This window comes from Enterococcus sp. DIV2467a (assembly GCF_050532945.1).
Taxonomy (GTDB): domain Bacteria; phylum Bacillota; class Bacilli; order Lactobacillales; family Enterococcaceae; genus Enterococcus; species Enterococcus faecalis.
This window is the reverse complement of record NZ_CP172896.1, coordinates 2,626,914-2,643,550: the sequence shown is the minus strand read 5'-3', so window position 1 is coordinate 2,643,550 and position 16,637 is coordinate 2,626,914. Positions and strand designations below refer to the sequence as shown.

Here is a 16,637-nt window from a genome sequence, read left to right as displayed (position 1 = left end):
TGTTTTTAAATAATATAAATAATAGTGTTTTTCAAAGTTTTGTTAATTTTTCATTCGGAATCGCAATTGAAGAAATCACGTGGTATACTTTTAAGAAGAAACAATGACACGAAAGTAGCCATTGGAAAAAGGAGATTATTTCGTGGGAAAAAAACATACATCCTCTTATGAAGTTGCCTACTATGACGGCGATTTTACTGGTGCAATGAAGATACCGGCTTTGTTAGCGGTTGTCATTAAAGTATCAGAAGAACAAACAGAATTACTAGGAAGAGATGCGGCTTATGTCGCTCAATTTGGTCTAGGCTGGGTCATCACCAATTATGAAATAGAGATTCACCGCTTACCAAAAGTTGGTGAAAAAGTAGCAATTACAACGCAAGCTATGAGTTATAACAAATATTTTTGTTATCGTAACTTTTGGGTTCATGATGAAGAAGGCAATGAATGTGTCTTTGTGAAATCAACCTTTGTCTTAATGGATCAAAAAAATCGGAAAATCAGTAGTGTGTTACCAGAAATTATTGCACCTTTTGATTCTGAAAAAATCACTAAAATTTATCGCCATGAAAAAATTGAAAAGGTCACAGAGGGGAACTTTTTACCTTATCGTGTGCGTTTTTTTGATATTGATGGCAATCAACATGTTAATAATGCGATTTACTTTAATTGGTTATTGGATGTGTTAGGGTATGACTTTTTAACAACGCATCAACCGAAAAAAATTCTTGTGAAATTTGATAAAGAAGTAGAATATGGCCAAGAAGTCGAAAGTCATTACGAAATTGTCGAACAAGAAAATCAGTTGAAAACGCGCCATGAGATTCGGATTGATGGTCAAACCTATTGTGAAGCGAATATCGATTGGACCAACTAAGTTGAGATGACGGTTTAGAAAAATAAAAAGTTACGCAGAGGAGGAAGGACATGATTCGCTTAGGATTAACATCTTTTAGTGAACACGACTATTTAACTGGAAAAAAACGGGCCACGCTTTATGAATATGCCAGTCATTTACCACTAGTTGAAATGGACACGGCGTATTACGGGATTCCTCCCAAAGAACGAGTAGCTGAATGGGTCAAAGCAGTTCCCGAAAACTTTCGCTTTGTCATGAAAGTTTATAGTGGAATCAGTTGTCAAGGTGAGTGGCAGACCTATTATGCAAGTGAAGAAGAAATGATCACCGCCTTTTTAGAAAGTATGGCCCCATTAATTGAAAGTAAAAAATTATTTGCCTTTCTGGTACAATTTTCAGGAACATTTGGTTGTACGAAAGAAAATGTCGCTTACTTGCAAAAAATTCGTCACTGGTTTAAAGACCTACCCATCGCCATTGAATTACGAAATAATTCATGGTATCAACCAAACTTTGTAAAACAAATGTTGCAATTTATGAAAGAAAATCAATTTTCACTTGTGATTGTAGATGAACCGCAGATTCCTACGAATCCAGTGCCCTTTTATCCTTATGTAACGAATCCTAATCTCGTGCTCTTCCGGTTTCACGGACGTAATGCGGCTGGCTGGTTAGCCAATGATGCAGAGTGGCGAAAAAAAAGAACCCTTTATCATTATAATACGCAGGAAATCGCTGATTTAAGCGAAGCTGTTTTAAAAATGTCGCAAGAAGCTAAAGAAGTGGGCGTAATTTTTAATAATAATTCTGGCGGCGATGCCGCAGAAAACGCTCTACAGATGCAAAAAGTCTTGAATTTGAGTTACGATGATTTGAATCCAAAACAATTAGATTTATTTTGAGAAAGAAGGTAGCTGAATGTCTGAAAAGCAATCCCCTTATGAAATGGCTTGTGCATTCCACGAGGTTTTTAATCCACAACAACCAGAGCAACCAACTGCTTTTTCGCCAGAGTTAGCTAGTCGACGAGCAGAGTTTAAAGTCGAAGAACTTGTGGAATTTTTATATAGTGCTGCTAATAATGACCAAGTACTTTTTCAACAATTGGTCGACGGATTAAAAAAATCTGTCGATAAAGCAGAGCAGAAAGTCTTGGCGAAAGGCAAACCAGTATCTGATCCTTTAGTGGAGGAAGTGGATGCACTAGTCGATTTATTGTATTTTACTTATGGTTCGTTTTGCTTAATGGGTGTCAATCCAACAAAAATTATTGAAATCGTTCATCAAGCCAATATGGGGAAATTATTTCCAGATGGGCAGCCACATTATGATCCGGAAACAAATAAAGTATTAAAACCTGAAAATTGGGAACAAGATTTTGCGCCAGAAGCTAAAATTAAAGCGGAAATTCAACGCCAATTGAAAATTACTGAAACCAATGAAAAAGACGAATGAGAAAACTCATTCGTCTTTTTCATTAATCATGGAAGAACGTCCGATATAAGGCTTTGATGGCTTTTTCCTCTTGTTCTTTTTTGATACCAAACATAATACTTACTTCCGAAGATCCTTGGTTAATCATTTCTAAGTTGATTTTTTCTTTGGCTAACGCCATTGTACTTTCAGCAGTAACCCCAATTCGTTGGCGCATGCCTTCCCCGACAATCATAATCATAGAAAGGTGATGCGTGATGCGTAACTCATCAGGCGCTAAAACTTCTTGGAGTTGAGCCATCAGTCGATTTTCAATTTCAGTTGTTAACTGGTCTTCTCTTAAAACAATCGTGATGTCATCAATTCCTGAGGGCATATGCTCATAGCTTAAGGCTAATTTTTCTAGTACTTCTAAAAGCCGTCGCCCAAAACCTAACTCTCTATTCATTAAATACTTACTAATGTAAATACTTGCGAACCCTTGATCACTAGCAATTCCTACAACAGGAGCATGCTTCACTTTGCGAGAAGTGGTAATTAGGGTGCCGGGATGATGTGGGTTGTTAGTATTTTTGATAACGACTGGAATATTTGCGCGATAGGCAGGCATTAAAGCTTCGTCGTGGAGGACGGCAAATCCTGCATAAGCTAACTCCCGCATTTCTCTGTAGGTCAATTCTTGAATCGTTTGAGGCTGTTCAATAATTCCAGGATGGGCGACATAAATTCCGTCCACATCGGTAAAGTTTTCATACAAATCTGCTTGAACACCTGCGGCAACAATGGACCCTGTGATATCGGAACCGCCACGAGAAAAAGTACAAATTTCGCCGGCTTCTGTATAACCAAAGAAACCTGGAATAACCAAGATTTGTTGAGTCTCACGATAGACACTAATTTTCTCTAAAGCTTTTGGTAAAATGCGAGCATTGCCTGGTTCAGGTGTCACCAGGAGACCCAATTCTTTTGGACTAATGTAGCGAGCATCTAAGCCATTTTGCTTGAAAAAACTGGCAACAACTTTTGCATTATTGTCCTCGCCGCTAGCTAAAAAATAGTCAAATAAAAAAGCATTGTTTTCTTTTGGTAAAGTGGCTAATTGGCGAATCGAAATAGCAATATCAGCTAAAACTGCTTTATCCAAGTGTAATTCATCGAAAAGATCTTCATAACGACGAATGATGGCAGAGATTGTCGATTCAATTTCCTCATTATTTAAGTAGCGCTGATAGTATTGAATCAATAAATCAGTCACTTTAATATCTTGCGGGGTTCGCTTTCCAGGAGCGGATACAACGACAAACGTTCGGCGCGGCTCTTCCTTGACGATTTGTAAGACTTTCTGTAACTGTGGTGCTGATGCTAGCGAGCTACCGCCGAATTTAACTACGTTCACGTTTATCACTCCTGTTTTTAATTATTTTCTCATTTGTAGATTAGTAAAAGGATACCGAAAAACATTTAGAAAAGCAACCACTTATTTTCAGAAAGTTAGGAAATCATGAAAATATTTGTTCTTCATTTTTCCTTAAAATTTTGTTAAACTGTAAAGATATGAGTCGTAACGAAGGAGTTAAATAGTATGACAGAATCCAAAACTGCCATTATTTTTGATATGGACGGTGTCCTAGTAGATAGCGAAGCTTATTATTATGAGCGACGTAAAGCATTTTTAGCGGAATTTGATTTGACCATTGAGGGCCTAACCTTGCCAGAATTAGTCGGTGCGGATATGCGTTCATTATGGCAAAAGATTGAACAAGTCAACAAAAAAGAGCTAGATATTGCTTTTTTAAATGAACAATACATAGCCTATAAAAAAGCGCATCCGATAGATTATTTAGCTGTGCTTGATGAAAATGCGAAACGTGTTTTACAATTTTTAAAAAGACAAGGCTATAAAATCGGATTAGCTTCTTCTTCCACAAAAGACGCAATTGAAGAGGTTTTGACAGTGGGGCAATTAAGTAGTTATTTTGATGCGGTCGTGAGTGGGGAAGATTTCGAAGAAAGTAAACCGGCGCCGGATATTTATCTGCACACGTTACAAGAATTAGCTGTTGCGCCACAGGAATGTATAGCCATTGAAGATTCAGAAAAAGGCATTGCCTCTGCCAAAGAAGCTGGGCTAGAAGTTTGGGCTATGCGCGATGAACACTTTGGGATGGATCAAAGTCAAGCGGATGCCTTCTTAACACAACTAAGTGATATTTGTAAAAAAATTAGTGAAAATCGGATCGATGAAAGCAGTGAATCAACCCCTTCGTAAGAAGATCGCGGGTTTTCTTAAAAAAGTTTGTTATAACTAGTGAATGAATATACAGTTTGTGCTATAATTTTCTATAGGTATTTCTGCAAGAATGCCCTTTTTCAAGGGTCAGGAACAATAGATAACCGTGTGAAGAGAACAAACAACCTTTCTTTTATTATAGAAAAATTATCGGAGGAGCCAAAATGAAGAATAATTGGATTATCATTTTAGTACTAGTAATCGTTATTATTGCTGCGGTGCTATACTTAATTGGTTATTTTATGCGCAAAAAAAATCAAGAACAATTAGATGAATTAGAAGTTCGTAAAGAAGCCCTGTTTGACTTGCCAGTCTTTGAAGAAATCGATGACATTAAAAAAATGCATCTAGTTGGACAGAGTCAAAATAGTTTCCGTGAATGGAATCAACGCTGGGTAGAACTATCGACGCGTTCTTTCGCCGAACTAGAGAGTCAAATTTATGAAGTCGAAAATCAAAATGAAATTTTCCGTTTCATGAAAGCGAAGAAAGCAGTCGTGGAAGCGAATGAAACGATGACCGAAATGGAAGCCGAAGTGGAAGTCATTCGTAATGGCTTGAAAGAATTACGTGAAAGTGAAGAGCGCAATTCATTAGAAGTTCAAAAAGCTTTGGATGTCTATGAAGAATTAAGTAAATCACTAAAAGATGATAAAGCTAGCTTTGGTCCAGCTTACTCCGAAATCCAAAAACAATTAAGAAACGTCGAAATTGAATTCACACAATTTGTCACACTAAATACATCGGGGGACCCAATCGAGGCTCGAGAAGTCCTAGAAGATGCGGAACGTCATACGTATGAATTGGAAGACTTAATGAAACGGATTCCACCAATGTATGAAGAATTAAATGAAACTTTCCCAGATCAATTAAAAGAAATCGAAGAAGGCTACAACCAATTATTAGCTGACGATTATGTGTTCCCTGAACAAAACTTTGCTGAAGAAATTCAACATGCGAAAAAACGTGTCGAGAATTCAATGGCTGATTTAGAGAAAACAGAGATTGCTGCAGTAGAGGTCGCAAATCGCGACACAGCAACGGCGATTGATGCATTATATGAAGTGATGGAACGTGAAATTGAAGCGAAGAAATATGTCGTGACCAATCAAAAAATTATTGACGATTATATTTCTCATTCCTTAAAAAATAACCGTCAATTAATGATTGAATTGGACCATGTATCACAAAGCTACACCTTAAACAACAACGAGCTAGGACGTAGTCGTGGCTTCCAAACGGAAATTGAAGAAATTATCCGCCGTCAAAAAGACTTGGAACCTCGAATGAAAGAACATACCGTTCCTTACTCTGAAATTCAAGCGTTCTATAAAGAATGCTATAAGATTTTAGATGATATTGAAAATCAACAATTAGAAATTGATGCTTCATTGAAAGAACTAAGAAAAGGCGAAAAAGTCGCCCAAGAAAAAGTCGACGAATACGAATTCCGTTTACGGAGTATCAAACGATATGTTGAAAAGCAACGATTACCAGGTTTGTCTGCTGATTACTTAGAATTTTTCTATGTGGCAACGGATCGAATTGAAGATTTAAGCCGAGCCTTAAATAAAATGCGCATTAACATGGATGAAATCAATCGTTTATGTGACTTATGCGAAGATGATTTAGAGTTATTAGATAAGAAAACAAAAGATTTAGTCAATGCAGCAGCTCTGACAGAACAAATGATGCAATATGCAAACCGCTATCGTCATACTCACGAGAACATCCGAGCGGCTTTAGATAAAAGCATGTATTTATTCTCGACAGAATTCCGTTATCAAGATGCATTAGATGAAATTGGAACGGCATTGGAAGCTGTTGAGCCAGGAGCGTTCAAGCGAATCGAAGATTTTTATTTTAAAAATATCAATAACCCTAATTTAACAGCAATTTAATTAAACAATCACTAAACAGAGGTTTGTCGACAGACAAGCCTCTGTTTTTATGGCGTGGTGGTGACTTGAAGTGATACTTTAGAAAGTATATAATGGGAAAGAATTTTAAAAAAGAAGGGTGACAAATGATTTATTTTGATAATAGTGCAACTACACCGATTTACCCCCAGGCTTTAGATACATATGTAAAAACCAGTCAGCGGATTATTGGCAATCCGTCTAGTCTGCATGACTTAGGCAGCCAAGCGAATCGGCTCTTACAACAAGCACGGAAGCAGATTGCGGAGCTAATCAATGTTTCAGCAAATGAAATCTATTTTACAAGTGGCGGAACTGAAGGAGATAACTGGGTTTTAAAAGGAACGGCAATCGAAAAACGAGAATTTGGTAATCATATTATTATTTCTGCAGTGGAACATCCAGCAGTTACAGAAACAGCGGAACAATTAGTCGAACTAGGTTTTGAACTTTCTTATGCGCCAGTGGATAAAGAAGGTCGTGTAAAAGTCGAGGAACTACAGAAATTAATTAGAAAAGAAACGATTTTGGTTTCTGTTATGGCAGTGAACAATGAAGTGGGAACGATTCAACCAATTAAAGAAATCAGCGAGGTTTTAGCGGAGTTTCCTAAAATTCATTTTCATGTAGACGCGGTTCAAGCAATTGGGAAAGTTAATTACTCAGAGTGGTTAACGGATCGGGTGGATTTTGCAACGTTTTCTGCACATAAATTTCATGGACCACGAGGCATTGGTTTTATGTATTGGAAACAAGGGAAACGTTTAGCGCCGCTTTTAACAGGAGGTGGGCAAGAAAACAACCAACGCAGTGGGACAGAAAACGTACCAGCAATTGTGGCAATGGCCAAAGCGTTACGCTTGCATTTAGAGAACGAACAACAACGGCCGCAACATGTGGCGACATTACGGAGTTATTTATTAAAGGCGTTAGAAGAATTTCAAAATGTGACTGTTTTTTCACAAGATAATGAACATTTTGCGCCACACATTTTATGTTTTGCTTTGAAAGGGATTCGCGGCGAAGTGCTAGTCCATGCATTGGAAGAAAAACAGATTTATATTTCGACTACGAGTGCTTGTTCTAGCCGAAAAAAAATGGCTAGCAGCACCTTGTATGCCATGCATGTGCCTGGGGAATTGGCGACTTCCGCTGTGCGCATTAGTTTAGATGAAAGCAATACAATGGCAGAAATTGAACAATTTATGATTGTTTTCAATCAACTTTATCAAAAATTTTCTCGTGTAAATTAACAAAAAATAAGTCGGAGCCTAGAAATAGGCTCCGACTTATTTTTGCTCTCTTTATCGATTGAAGCGGTAGCCACTTCCCCAGAGTGTTTCAATTGGAGAGTCAGAAAGATTGGCTTTTTTTAATTTTTCCCGAATCCGTTTAATGTGAACAACGACAGTCGAAACCTCAGTATCTAAGGCATCAAACCCCCAGACACTTTCAAAAAGTTCTTCTTTATTCCACACACGGTTAGGATGTTCCATCAAGAAAACCAGCAATTTGTATTCTTTGCTTGTAAAAATAACTTCATTTTCTAAAACAAACACTTTGTGGGCGGCAGTGTCGACAGCGATTTCATTGATTTTTAGTAATTGTGGTGGTTGTTCTGCGTTGCTTAACAATTGATAACGGTTCATATGGGCTTTTGCTCGAGCGACTAATTCATTGGGACTAAACGGCTTGATTATATAATCATCCGCACCTAAGCCAAGCCCACGAATTTTATCAATATCTTCTTTTTTAGCCGAAACAATCATGATCGGCGTTTGCTTTTTTTTCCGAATTGCACGACAGATTTCAAAACCATCCATAGTTGGCAGCATCACATCTAAAATAATTAAATCAAAGGGCTCATTTAAAGCTGCTTCCAATCCTTTTTTTCCATCATGTTCAATTGTGACAGTCATATCGTTAATTTCTAAATAATCTTTTTGCAAATCAGCAATGCTTGGATCATCTTCAATAATTAATACATGTGGTTTCATTTTTCATCCTCCAACAACGGCAGCGTAATTATCACGTTGGTGCCGTCTCCTTTTTTACTTGTGACAGTGATTGTTCCCTGATGATAGTCAATAATTTGTTTGACAATACTTAATCCCAAGCCGCTTCCTTTAACTGTTGGGGTTCGAGATTTGTCTACACGATAGAAGCGTTCGAATAAATAAGGTAATTCTTTTTTATCGATACCAATGCCGTTATCTGTAATGGTTAAAACTAAGTCTGTTTGATTATGCGTTAAAGAAATCGTAAAGGCTAGTTGTTCTTTAGTGGGATCCGCAAATTTAATGCTATTTTGAATTAGATTGGTAATCACGCGATTCATCTGCGTGGGATCCATTTGAACGTATAAAGCTTCGGTGGGAAGTACAGAAGTGATCACGAGTTCTTGTTCCAAACGGTATTCTTCAAGAATATGTGCAATAAAACGAGTGAAATTGGTCTTTTCCATTGTAAAGACAGCACGATCTAGGTCTAATTTAGAATACAAAAATAATTCTTCAATTAAATCATTGAGGCCTAAACTTTTTTCATGAATGACCGTTAAATAGCGCTGTTTTTTTTCTTCAGTATTGGCAACGCCATCCATCAAACCTTCAACGTAACCAATAATAGAAGTAATTGGTGTTTTTAAGTCATGAGAAATATTTGCAATTAATTCTTTCCGATTAGCTTCATATTTTTCGCGTTCCGCATTGGCTTCTTCTAAATCTTGCCACATTTGTTCAAAACTAAGTTGGAGCTGTTTGACTTCTGTTGAGACGGTTTGGTGGCTAGTTGGTGTAAATGGATTTTCTTTTTGGGCATCCTTACCCAATGTTTTAGTCGCTTTTTCTAATGCTTCTAATGGCTCGATAGTGGTTTTGATTAAGCGCTTATTAATGAGCCAAGCTGCCGCAATTGCTACAAGGATAATTAACAAAATCATCCAGATAATCCAGCGTGTGAAGAATTCAAAAAGGCTGCTTTCGCGTTTCAAGACAATAAAGCTCCCGTTAGAACCATCTAAATAATGAAAATCGGATTTGACATAATGATATAGACGCCCTGCATTATCCAGTGTGCCAGTTGGCATAATATTATTCATTTCGTAGTTTGGAATATGTACAGACAAAGATTTTTCTACTAAATTATCCGAATAATAAGGAAACCGTGCATTCTTTCGAATAATCACACTTAATCCTTTTGCCTCAATTGTTTGAATCGTTTCCTTTAATTCTTTACTTAAAGGCGTATCTAGTAATTTCGGTGACTTTTTTAACAATTGATCTAAGGCCAAATAACTTTCTTCTTCGTTAGCGGTCAATGGTCGTTGCTTATTCATCATTCGGTAAGCTTGGGGCAAACTGGGAACAGTCCCTAACGTGATGTAAGAAGCTAAGGATAAAACAGCTAAAACAGAGGCTAAAGTAATAATGATGGCACTAATATAAGAAATAAAAAAGCGGCGTTTAATGGTCAAAAGCGTCCCTCCTAGTGGTTTTAATCTATTTCTTACTTATAGTGTATTACAAGTGAACAAAAAAAAGCTAGTATTGTTATTAACTTTTTTTCATTTGTTTATAATTTGTTCATTTTTCGGCAAGTAGGAGTTTATAAGGCTTTGCTATTCTAAATATATCAAAAAGAAAAAGGGGATTACCAACCATGAAAAAGAAAAAAGTTTTTAGTGCGCTTACCTTATTAACCTTTAGTACGTTGTTGATTGCAGGCTGTGCTGGCGGAGCCAACTCTGCAACAGATAAATCAAGTGCAGCTAGCTCAAGCACTGCAGTCTCTAGTTCAGCAGAAGCAGCTAAAGAGCAATCAAAAGGACAAGAATTAACAGAAATTTTATCCAGTACTGATTGGCAAGGCACAAAAGTTTACGACAAAAATAATAATGATTTAACAGCAGAAAATGCTAATTTTATTGGTTTAGCAAAATATGATGGTGAAACAGGTTTTTATGAATTTTTCGACAAAGAAACAGGTGAAACCCGTGGCGATGAAGGCACATTCTTTGTGACAGACGATGGCGAAAAGCGTATCTTAATTTCGGATACACAAAACTATCAAGCGGTGGTTGATTTAACGGAAGTAACGAAAGATAAATTTACCTATAAGCGAATGGGTAAAGATAAAGACGGGAAAGATGTAGAAGTCTTTGTAGAACATATCCCTTATTCTGACGAGAAATTAACTTTTACGAATGGCCGTAAAGATTTAGAAACAGAAACTGGCAAGATTGTTACCAGTGAACCTGGGGATGACATTTTAGGGGCTGCATTATGGAATGGCACGAAAGTTTTAGATGAAGACGGTAACGATGTTACTGAAGCAAATAAAATGTTTATTAGTTTAGCGAAATTTGATAATAAAACAAGTAAATATGAATTCTTTGATTTAGAAACGGGTAAAACCCGTGGAGATTTTGGTTACTTCCAAGTAATTGATAATAACAAAATCCGGGCCCACGTTTCAATTGGTGACAATAAATATGGAGCTGCGTTAGAATTAACAGAATTAAATGATAAACGTTTTACGTATACACGAATGGGTAAAGACAACAATGGCAAAGAAATTAAAGTCTTTGTAGAACATGAACCATATGAAGGAGACTTTACGCCAGACTTCACGTTCTAATTAGTCAATCACGAGTGGATGAAGCGGTCAAAAGGAAGTAAAGGATTCTTTTGACCGCTTCATTTTTAATAAAAAAATAGTTTATAGTTGTTTTTAATCGTTTATAAATTGTTCATTTTTCTGACAGTGGTAGTTTAGAATCGTTTGTTAAGATAGGTTTATCAAAGAAAAGGAGCGATGCTTTATGAAAAAGAAAGTATTAAGTTCGATTACTTTAGTAACATTAAGTACGTTACTTATAGCAGGTTATGCAAGTCCAGCATTTGCAGATCATGCAGCCAATCCAAATAGTGCTACAGCAAATTTAGGCAAACATCAAAACAATGGCCAAACAAGAGGCGACAAGGCGACTAAGATTTTATCTGGCACGGACTGGCAATGAACCCGTGTTTATGATGCTGCTGGTAATGATTTAACGGCAGAAAATGCTAATTTTATTGGTTTAGCAAAATATGATGGTGAAACCGGTTTTTACGAGTTTTTCGACAAAAATACTGGGGAAACCCGTGGTGACGAAGGAACATTTTTTGTGACAGGTGATGGCACAAAACGAATTTTAATTTCGCGGACACAAAATTATCAAGCCGTAGTGGATTTAACCGAAGTGAGTAAAGACAAATTTACTTACAAGCGTTTAGGGAAAGATAAACTGGGGAATGATGTTGAAGTTTACGTGGAACACATCCCTTATCATGGGAAAAAATTAGCTTTTACAAATGGACGTGAAGCATTAACCAATCAAACTGGCAAAATTGTGACAAATAAATCAGGGGATAAAATTTTAGGAACAACCTTGTGGAATGGCACAAAAGTCGTAGATAAAAACGGTAATGATGTGACAGCGGCCAATCAAAATTTCATTAGTTTAGCGAAATTTGATCCAAACACAAGTAAATATGAATTTTTCAATTTACAAACAGGTGAAACCCGCGGCGACTTTGGGTACTTCCAAGTGGTGGACAATAACAAGATCCGGGCTCATGTATCTATTGGTACGAATCGCTACGGTGCAGCGCTAGAATTAACGGAACTAAACAATGATCGATTTACGTATACTCGAATGGGTAAAGATAATGCTGGTAATGATATTCAAGTGTTCGTGGAACATGAACCTTACCAAGGCACATATCATCCAGCCTTTACTTTCTAAAAGTCTCTTGTCTTCTCTCTTATTTAACAAAAGAACGTCCCCCAACGTTCTTTTGTTTTCTCTTCCTCTATAAATAAATTGTTATTAGTTATAATTAAATATTATTATTAAGATAATTATAATGATTATTATTTAATAATTTGTTCATATTATGGACAGGTGGAGTTAATAACTACTTGCTATCCTTAAATTATCAAAAGGAAAGGGAGTAGTCGTTTATGAAGAAAAAAATCGTTGGTACAATTACGTTGTTGGCTTTAAGTGCGTTATTAGTTGGTGGAGCAGGAGGGGCTTTGACGGCAGAAGCATACGTTCCTCAAAGCGTAGACAATCCCAATAATTTAGGGGATTTACCTGAGTATTTACGTTCAGTTGGTATTAGACAAGATGAAGGATTATCAGAAAAAGATTGGGCTGGAACACGCGTTTATGATCGAAACGGGAATGACTTAACAGATGAAAATCAAAACCTATTACATGCAATCAAATTTGATGCAACCACTAGTTTCTATGAATTTTTTGATAAAGAGACTGGAGAATCAACAGGAGATGAAGGAACCTTCTTTATGACCGCTGGTATTACAGATGTTTCCCGTCTTGTAATTATTTCTGAAACCAAAAATTATCAAGGTGTATACCCACTTAGAACTTTATACCAAGATACTTTTACGTATAGACAGATGGGGAAAGATAAAAACGGAAATGATATTGAAGTTTTCGTAGAAAACAAAGCAACCTCAGGACCAGTTTATGGTCGTCCGCAGCCATACCCCAATAATCGTCCCAGAACACTAGAATTCACGAATGGACGCCGTGCCATGACAGAACAAACAGGCCAGATTGATGTAAATCGACAAGGGGATGAAATTATTGGTAAAACTTCCTTTGATGGGACACCGCAACTTCTTTGGAATGGCACAAAAGTAGTGGATAAAGATGGCAATGACGTAACTTCGGCCAACCAAAACTTTATCAGCTTAGCGAAATTTGACCAAGACAGCAGCAAATATGAATTTTTCAATTTACAAACTGGTGAAACTCGTGGCGACTATGGCTACTTTAAAGTAGGAAATCAAAATAAATTCCGTGCCCATGTTTCCATTGGAACCAATCGCTATGGCGCTGTCTTAGAGTTAACAGAATTGAATGATAATCGTTTTACGTACACACGAATGGGTAAAGATAACGAAGGAAACGATATCCAAGTCTATGTGGAACATGAACCATACCAAGGAACTTTTAATCCTGAATTTACCTTTTAAGAACAAAACATACGAATGGAAACCAAAAAAAGTTTCGACTTCTTTTGGTTTCTCTCTTTTTAAAATAGAAAAACGGAGAAAGCGTTTTAATCGACAAATAAAAAAAGATTCGTTAGATTAGAACCACTGGAGAAAAATCTCATATTTCTCTCGAGGAAAGGAAGCTGAGCACAATGAACAAAAAAATTTTAATGGGGCTATTAAGTGTCGTGACCATTCCATTACTTGCTGCGTGTCAAGGAGGAGAAACACCCTCCGCAGCGTCAAAAAATAGTCAAACGGTGACTACTCAAAGTAGTGCAAAAACTGAAAGCACCAGTACAACCCGTTCGGTAGCTCAAACAACATCAAAAGAGGAAGTGAAAGAACCGATGAAGACCTATGAAGTGGGTGCGCTTTTAGAAGCAGCCAATCAACGAGATACGAAGAAGGTCAAGGAAATTTTACAAGATACTACTTATCAAGTGGATGAAGTCGACACAGAAGGCAACACACCGCTCAATATCGCTGTTCACAATAATGACATTGAGATTGCAAAAGCGTTGATTGATCGGGGTGCCGATATTAATCTGCAAAATAGCATTAGTGATAGTCCCTATCTTTATGCGGGAGCGCAAGGACGTACGGAGATTTTAGCGTATATGTTAAAAAATGCGACCCCAGATTTAAATAAGCATAACCGTTACGGTGGCAATGCGTTAATTCCGGCAGCTGAAAAAGGACATATTGACAATGTGAAGCTCTTGTTAGAAGATGGACGAGAAGACATAGATTTCCAAAATGACTTTGGCTATACAGCATTGATTGAGGCAGTGGGGTTACGTGAAGGGAACCAACTTTACCAAGATATTGTAAAATTGTTAATGGAAAATGGTGCGGATCAATCCATTAAAGACAATTCTGGTCGAACAGCAATGGACTATGCCAATCAAAAAGGTTATACGGAAATTAGTAAAATTTTAGCACAGTACAACTAAGTATTGTGTCCTTTCGGGAAGGAATAAATACAGGTAGGAGTGAAGGAAAGCATGAATTATTGGTTAAAAAATGTTCGAATTGAAACAGGGTATCAAAAAGAAGGTGACTGGTTATCTGGGACAGTAACCAAAGAAGTGGCAATTGAAGTAACAGATGGAGTATTTACAAAAATCATCCCCAATGAAGAATTGGTAGAAGAACCTGGGTTGACAATTATTGATGGTCACCATCAATTGATTTTACCAGGTTTGATTGAAAAACATTGTCACTTTGATAAAAGTAAACTAGGTGTTCCGTGGTATCCGGTGACGCCAGCGAAGTCAATTGTGGAACGTGTCGAAGCAGAAATCCCTTATTTAGATAGTTTAGAACTTTCTTTAACAGAACGCGCCAACCATTTAATTGACTTAGAATTACCACATGGCGCGACAGCCTTCAGAACACATGTCGACGTGGAACCGATGACAGACTTACGTTATTTTGATGAAGTCCAAGCATTGGCCCAAACGAAACCATTTGCGGTAGAAATTGTCGTCTTTCCACAGCACGGCTTACTACGTTCAGATTCCGTTGAATTAGTTGATCAAGCATTGGCAAAAGGTGCCGATTTTATTGGTGGCGTGGATCCTTATTCACTAGATGGTGATTACAAAAAATCATTGGCTGAAACATTCCGCTTAGCAGATAAACATGGTGTCGGTGTAGATATTCATTTACATGACCGTCACGAAGCTGGGACAACAACGATTAAAGAAATTATCCGTTTAACGAAAGAATATGGCCTACAAGACAAAGTATTTATCAGCCATGCCTTCGGGTTAAATGATTTCATTGGTGAAGAACGTGACGAAGTTTATGATGCTTTAGCAGCAGAAAAAATTCATATTAATTCCAGCGTGCCAATCACACCTAACACGATTCCGCCAATTATGGAATTGTTACGTCATGGAGTCAATGTCCATCTTGGTTGTGACAATATCTACGATTGCTGGTCTCCCTATGGTGATGGTTCATTACAAGAAAAATTGGCTCGTTTAGGTGAACTTTTTAACGTGAAAGATCAAGATGCTTTAACACAATTATTAGGCTTAGTGACAGATGGTGTCACAACTTTAGACGAACAAGGGCAAGTAAATTGGCCGCAAGTTGGTGCTGAAGCAACTTACTTACTCACTGAAGCAGAATGTGCGGCGGCTTTTGTCGCTCGTCAGACACCGGTGGAAATCAGTGTGGTAAAAGGAACCACACTTTATCAAAAATAACAAAAAGAAGCGAGATTTCTCGCTTCTTTTTTTGTTATTAAATTTATTTGGATTAGACGCTTAATTTTACAATTGAAAACGACATCCATCTTATATTTCATTGATGAAATTAGTGAGAAGAAGTATGATTTAATTTAGCTCTGATTACTTTTGATACATCGTTTTTCAACTGATCAAAATCTGATCTATAAGTAGCAATAAAAACCAATAAATCAACGCCTTCTTGCGTATCTAATTGGAAATCATAACCGTTTAATTGTAAAAATAAGTCGGTTGCCATTACAGCTGTCCGTTTATTTGCATTGTAAAAACAATGCTTTGTTGCAATGTTAATCATTAAAATAGCTGCTTTTTCTTCAATTGTTGGGTACAGGTCAACGTCAAAGACGAATTGTGCTGGTTGGTTGCTAGCCATTTCTAATGCATTACGATCTTTGATGCCAATTTGTTCTGCGGGAGAATACGTTTGGATCAAGAAAGTATTCATTTGAAATAGATCATCCGCTGATAAATAATAAATACTTTTCATTTAGTAACCAATTCTTTGTACAGCTCATTATGTTTTTGTTTTGAGTTCTCCATCATTTGTTGTAATTTTTTTTGATGTTCTGACATATTTTTTTTAACAATAATATCTTTTAATTTTTCTTCGTCTACATAAACGGTGTCTGTCGCAGTCGCACCAATGCTTTCTAGAAACTCTTTTGACAATGTCATAACAACAGAATTCCCAACTTTTCTAAGTTTTCTTTCTTTGATTTCCACTAGTAACCCACCTTTCGTATATATTGTATATACAGTATATCATGGATCATAAAAAAGTTTCTATCACAAGTCTAATACTT

At 37.0% G+C, this 16,637-nt stretch carries 15 protein-coding genes and 1 pseudogene; 11 read left to right on the top strand and 5 right to left on the bottom strand.

Features of this window, described 5'->3' with window-relative positions; genetic code table 11:
- The first annotated feature begins 142 nt into the window (after positions 1-142).
- Genes IGL80_RS12465 through IGL80_RS12455 form a run of 3 tightly spaced genes read left to right on the top strand, consistent with a single transcriptional unit; the run spans position 143 to position 2,314 of the window.
- Entirely contained in the window at positions 143-877 is a 735-nt protein-coding gene (locus tag IGL80_RS12465) for an acyl-ACP thioesterase domain-containing protein (RefSeq protein WP_002355227.1), read from the top strand.
- A 50-nt stretch (positions 878-927) separates the two neighbouring features.
- Positions 928-1,761 carry a DUF72 domain-containing protein gene (locus tag IGL80_RS12460; protein ID WP_002358361.1) on the top strand — a complete coding sequence of 278 codons (834 nt, stop codon included), beginning with the start codon at positions 928-930 and terminating at the stop codon, positions 1,759-1,761.
- 16 nt (positions 1,762-1,777) lie between these two features.
- Positions 1,778-2,314, top strand: coding sequence for a haloacid dehalogenase (locus IGL80_RS12455; protein ID WP_002358362.1), 537 nt, complete (start codon positions 1,778-1,780; stop codon positions 2,312-2,314).
- Between the two features lie 22 nt (positions 2,315-2,336).
- Here the strand turns inward: IGL80_RS12455 and IGL80_RS12450 are convergent, their stop codons facing one another.
- Positions 2,337-3,689, bottom strand: coding sequence for an aspartate kinase (locus IGL80_RS12450; protein WP_002391510.1), 1,353 nt, complete (start codon positions 3,687-3,689; stop codon positions 2,337-2,339).
- A 186-nt stretch (positions 3,690-3,875) separates the two neighbouring features.
- On the opposite strand from IGL80_RS12450, the gene IGL80_RS12445 reads away from it, so the two are divergent.
- From IGL80_RS12445 to IGL80_RS12435, 3 genes are all read left to right on the top strand, one after another.
- The gene (locus tag IGL80_RS12445) at positions 3,876-4,562 is read left to right on the top strand and encodes an HAD family hydrolase (RefSeq protein ID WP_002355232.1); all 687 of its coding nucleotides are present in this window, start codon (positions 3,876-3,878) and stop codon (positions 4,560-4,562) included.
- Positions 4,563-4,747: 185 nt separating this feature from the next.
- Positions 4,748-6,484 carry a septation ring formation regulator EzrA gene (gene ezrA, locus IGL80_RS12440; RefSeq protein ID WP_002355233.1) on the top strand — a complete coding sequence of 579 codons (1,737 nt, stop codon included), beginning with the start codon at positions 4,748-4,750 and terminating at the stop codon, positions 6,482-6,484.
- A gap of 125 nt (positions 6,485-6,609) precedes the next feature.
- A complete protein-coding gene (locus IGL80_RS12435; protein WP_002358363.1) occupies positions 6,610-7,755 on the top strand; it encodes a cysteine desulfurase family protein in 1,146 nt (381 codons plus the stop codon).
- Positions 7,756-7,806: 51 nt separating this feature from the next.
- On the opposite strand, the gene IGL80_RS12430 is transcribed toward IGL80_RS12435, so the two are convergent.
- Together IGL80_RS12430 and IGL80_RS12425 are read right to left on the bottom strand one after the other, a co-directional pair.
- Entirely contained in the window at positions 7,807-8,499 is a 693-nt protein-coding gene (locus IGL80_RS12430) for a response regulator transcription factor (RefSeq protein ID WP_002358364.1), read from the bottom strand.
- Positions 8,496-9,839, bottom strand: a complete 1,344-nt coding sequence (locus IGL80_RS12425) for a sensor histidine kinase (protein ID WP_025186142.1) — start codon at positions 9,837-9,839, stop codon at positions 8,496-8,498. The genes IGL80_RS12430 and IGL80_RS12425 overlap by 4 nt, the downstream gene beginning before the upstream one ends.
- A gap of 323 nt (positions 9,840-10,162) precedes the next feature.
- Here IGL80_RS12425 and IGL80_RS12420 point away from each other — a divergent pair, with 323 nt between their 5' ends.
- The 5 genes and pseudogenes from IGL80_RS12420 to IGL80_RS12400 all read left to right on the top strand — a co-directional run bounded on the left by IGL80_RS12420 (position 10,163) and on the right by IGL80_RS12400 (position 15,792).
- Complete coding sequence (locus tag IGL80_RS12420) at positions 10,163-11,140, top strand: DUF4822 domain-containing protein (RefSeq protein WP_085366522.1); 978 nt, start codon at positions 10,163-10,165, stop codon at positions 11,138-11,140.
- A gap of 184 nt (positions 11,141-11,324) precedes the next feature.
- Positions 11,325-12,290: pseudogene (locus tag IGL80_RS12415) on the top strand (DUF4822 domain-containing protein).
- 218 nt (positions 12,291-12,508) lie between these two features.
- A complete protein-coding gene (locus IGL80_RS12410; protein WP_002387660.1) occupies positions 12,509-13,552 on the top strand; it encodes a DUF4822 domain-containing protein in 1,044 nt (347 codons plus the stop codon).
- Between the two features lie 173 nt (positions 13,553-13,725).
- Positions 13,726-14,529 (top strand): ankyrin repeat domain-containing protein, encoded by an 804-nt coding sequence (locus IGL80_RS12405; protein WP_002373191.1) that lies wholly within the window; start codon positions 13,726-13,728, stop codon positions 14,527-14,529.
- 51 nt (positions 14,530-14,580) lie between these two features.
- Positions 14,581-15,792 (top strand): amidohydrolase family protein, encoded by a 1,212-nt coding sequence (locus tag IGL80_RS12400; protein WP_002404630.1) that lies wholly within the window; start codon positions 14,581-14,583, stop codon positions 15,790-15,792.
- Between the two features lie 109 nt (positions 15,793-15,901).
- On the opposite strand, the gene IGL80_RS12395 is transcribed toward IGL80_RS12400, so the two are convergent.
- Positions 15,902-16,321: a type II toxin-antitoxin system death-on-curing family toxin gene (locus tag IGL80_RS12395; RefSeq protein ID WP_002355245.1), complete on the bottom strand. Its 420-nt coding sequence runs from the start codon at positions 16,319-16,321 to the stop codon at positions 15,902-15,904.
- Positions 16,318-16,557 carry an AbrB/MazE/SpoVT family DNA-binding domain-containing protein gene (locus tag IGL80_RS12390; RefSeq protein WP_002358371.1) on the bottom strand — a complete coding sequence of 80 codons (240 nt, stop codon included), beginning with the start codon at positions 16,555-16,557 and terminating at the stop codon, positions 16,318-16,320. The genes IGL80_RS12395 and IGL80_RS12390 overlap by 4 nt, the downstream gene beginning before the upstream one ends.
- Between the last annotated feature and the right edge of the window lie 80 nt (positions 16,558-16,637).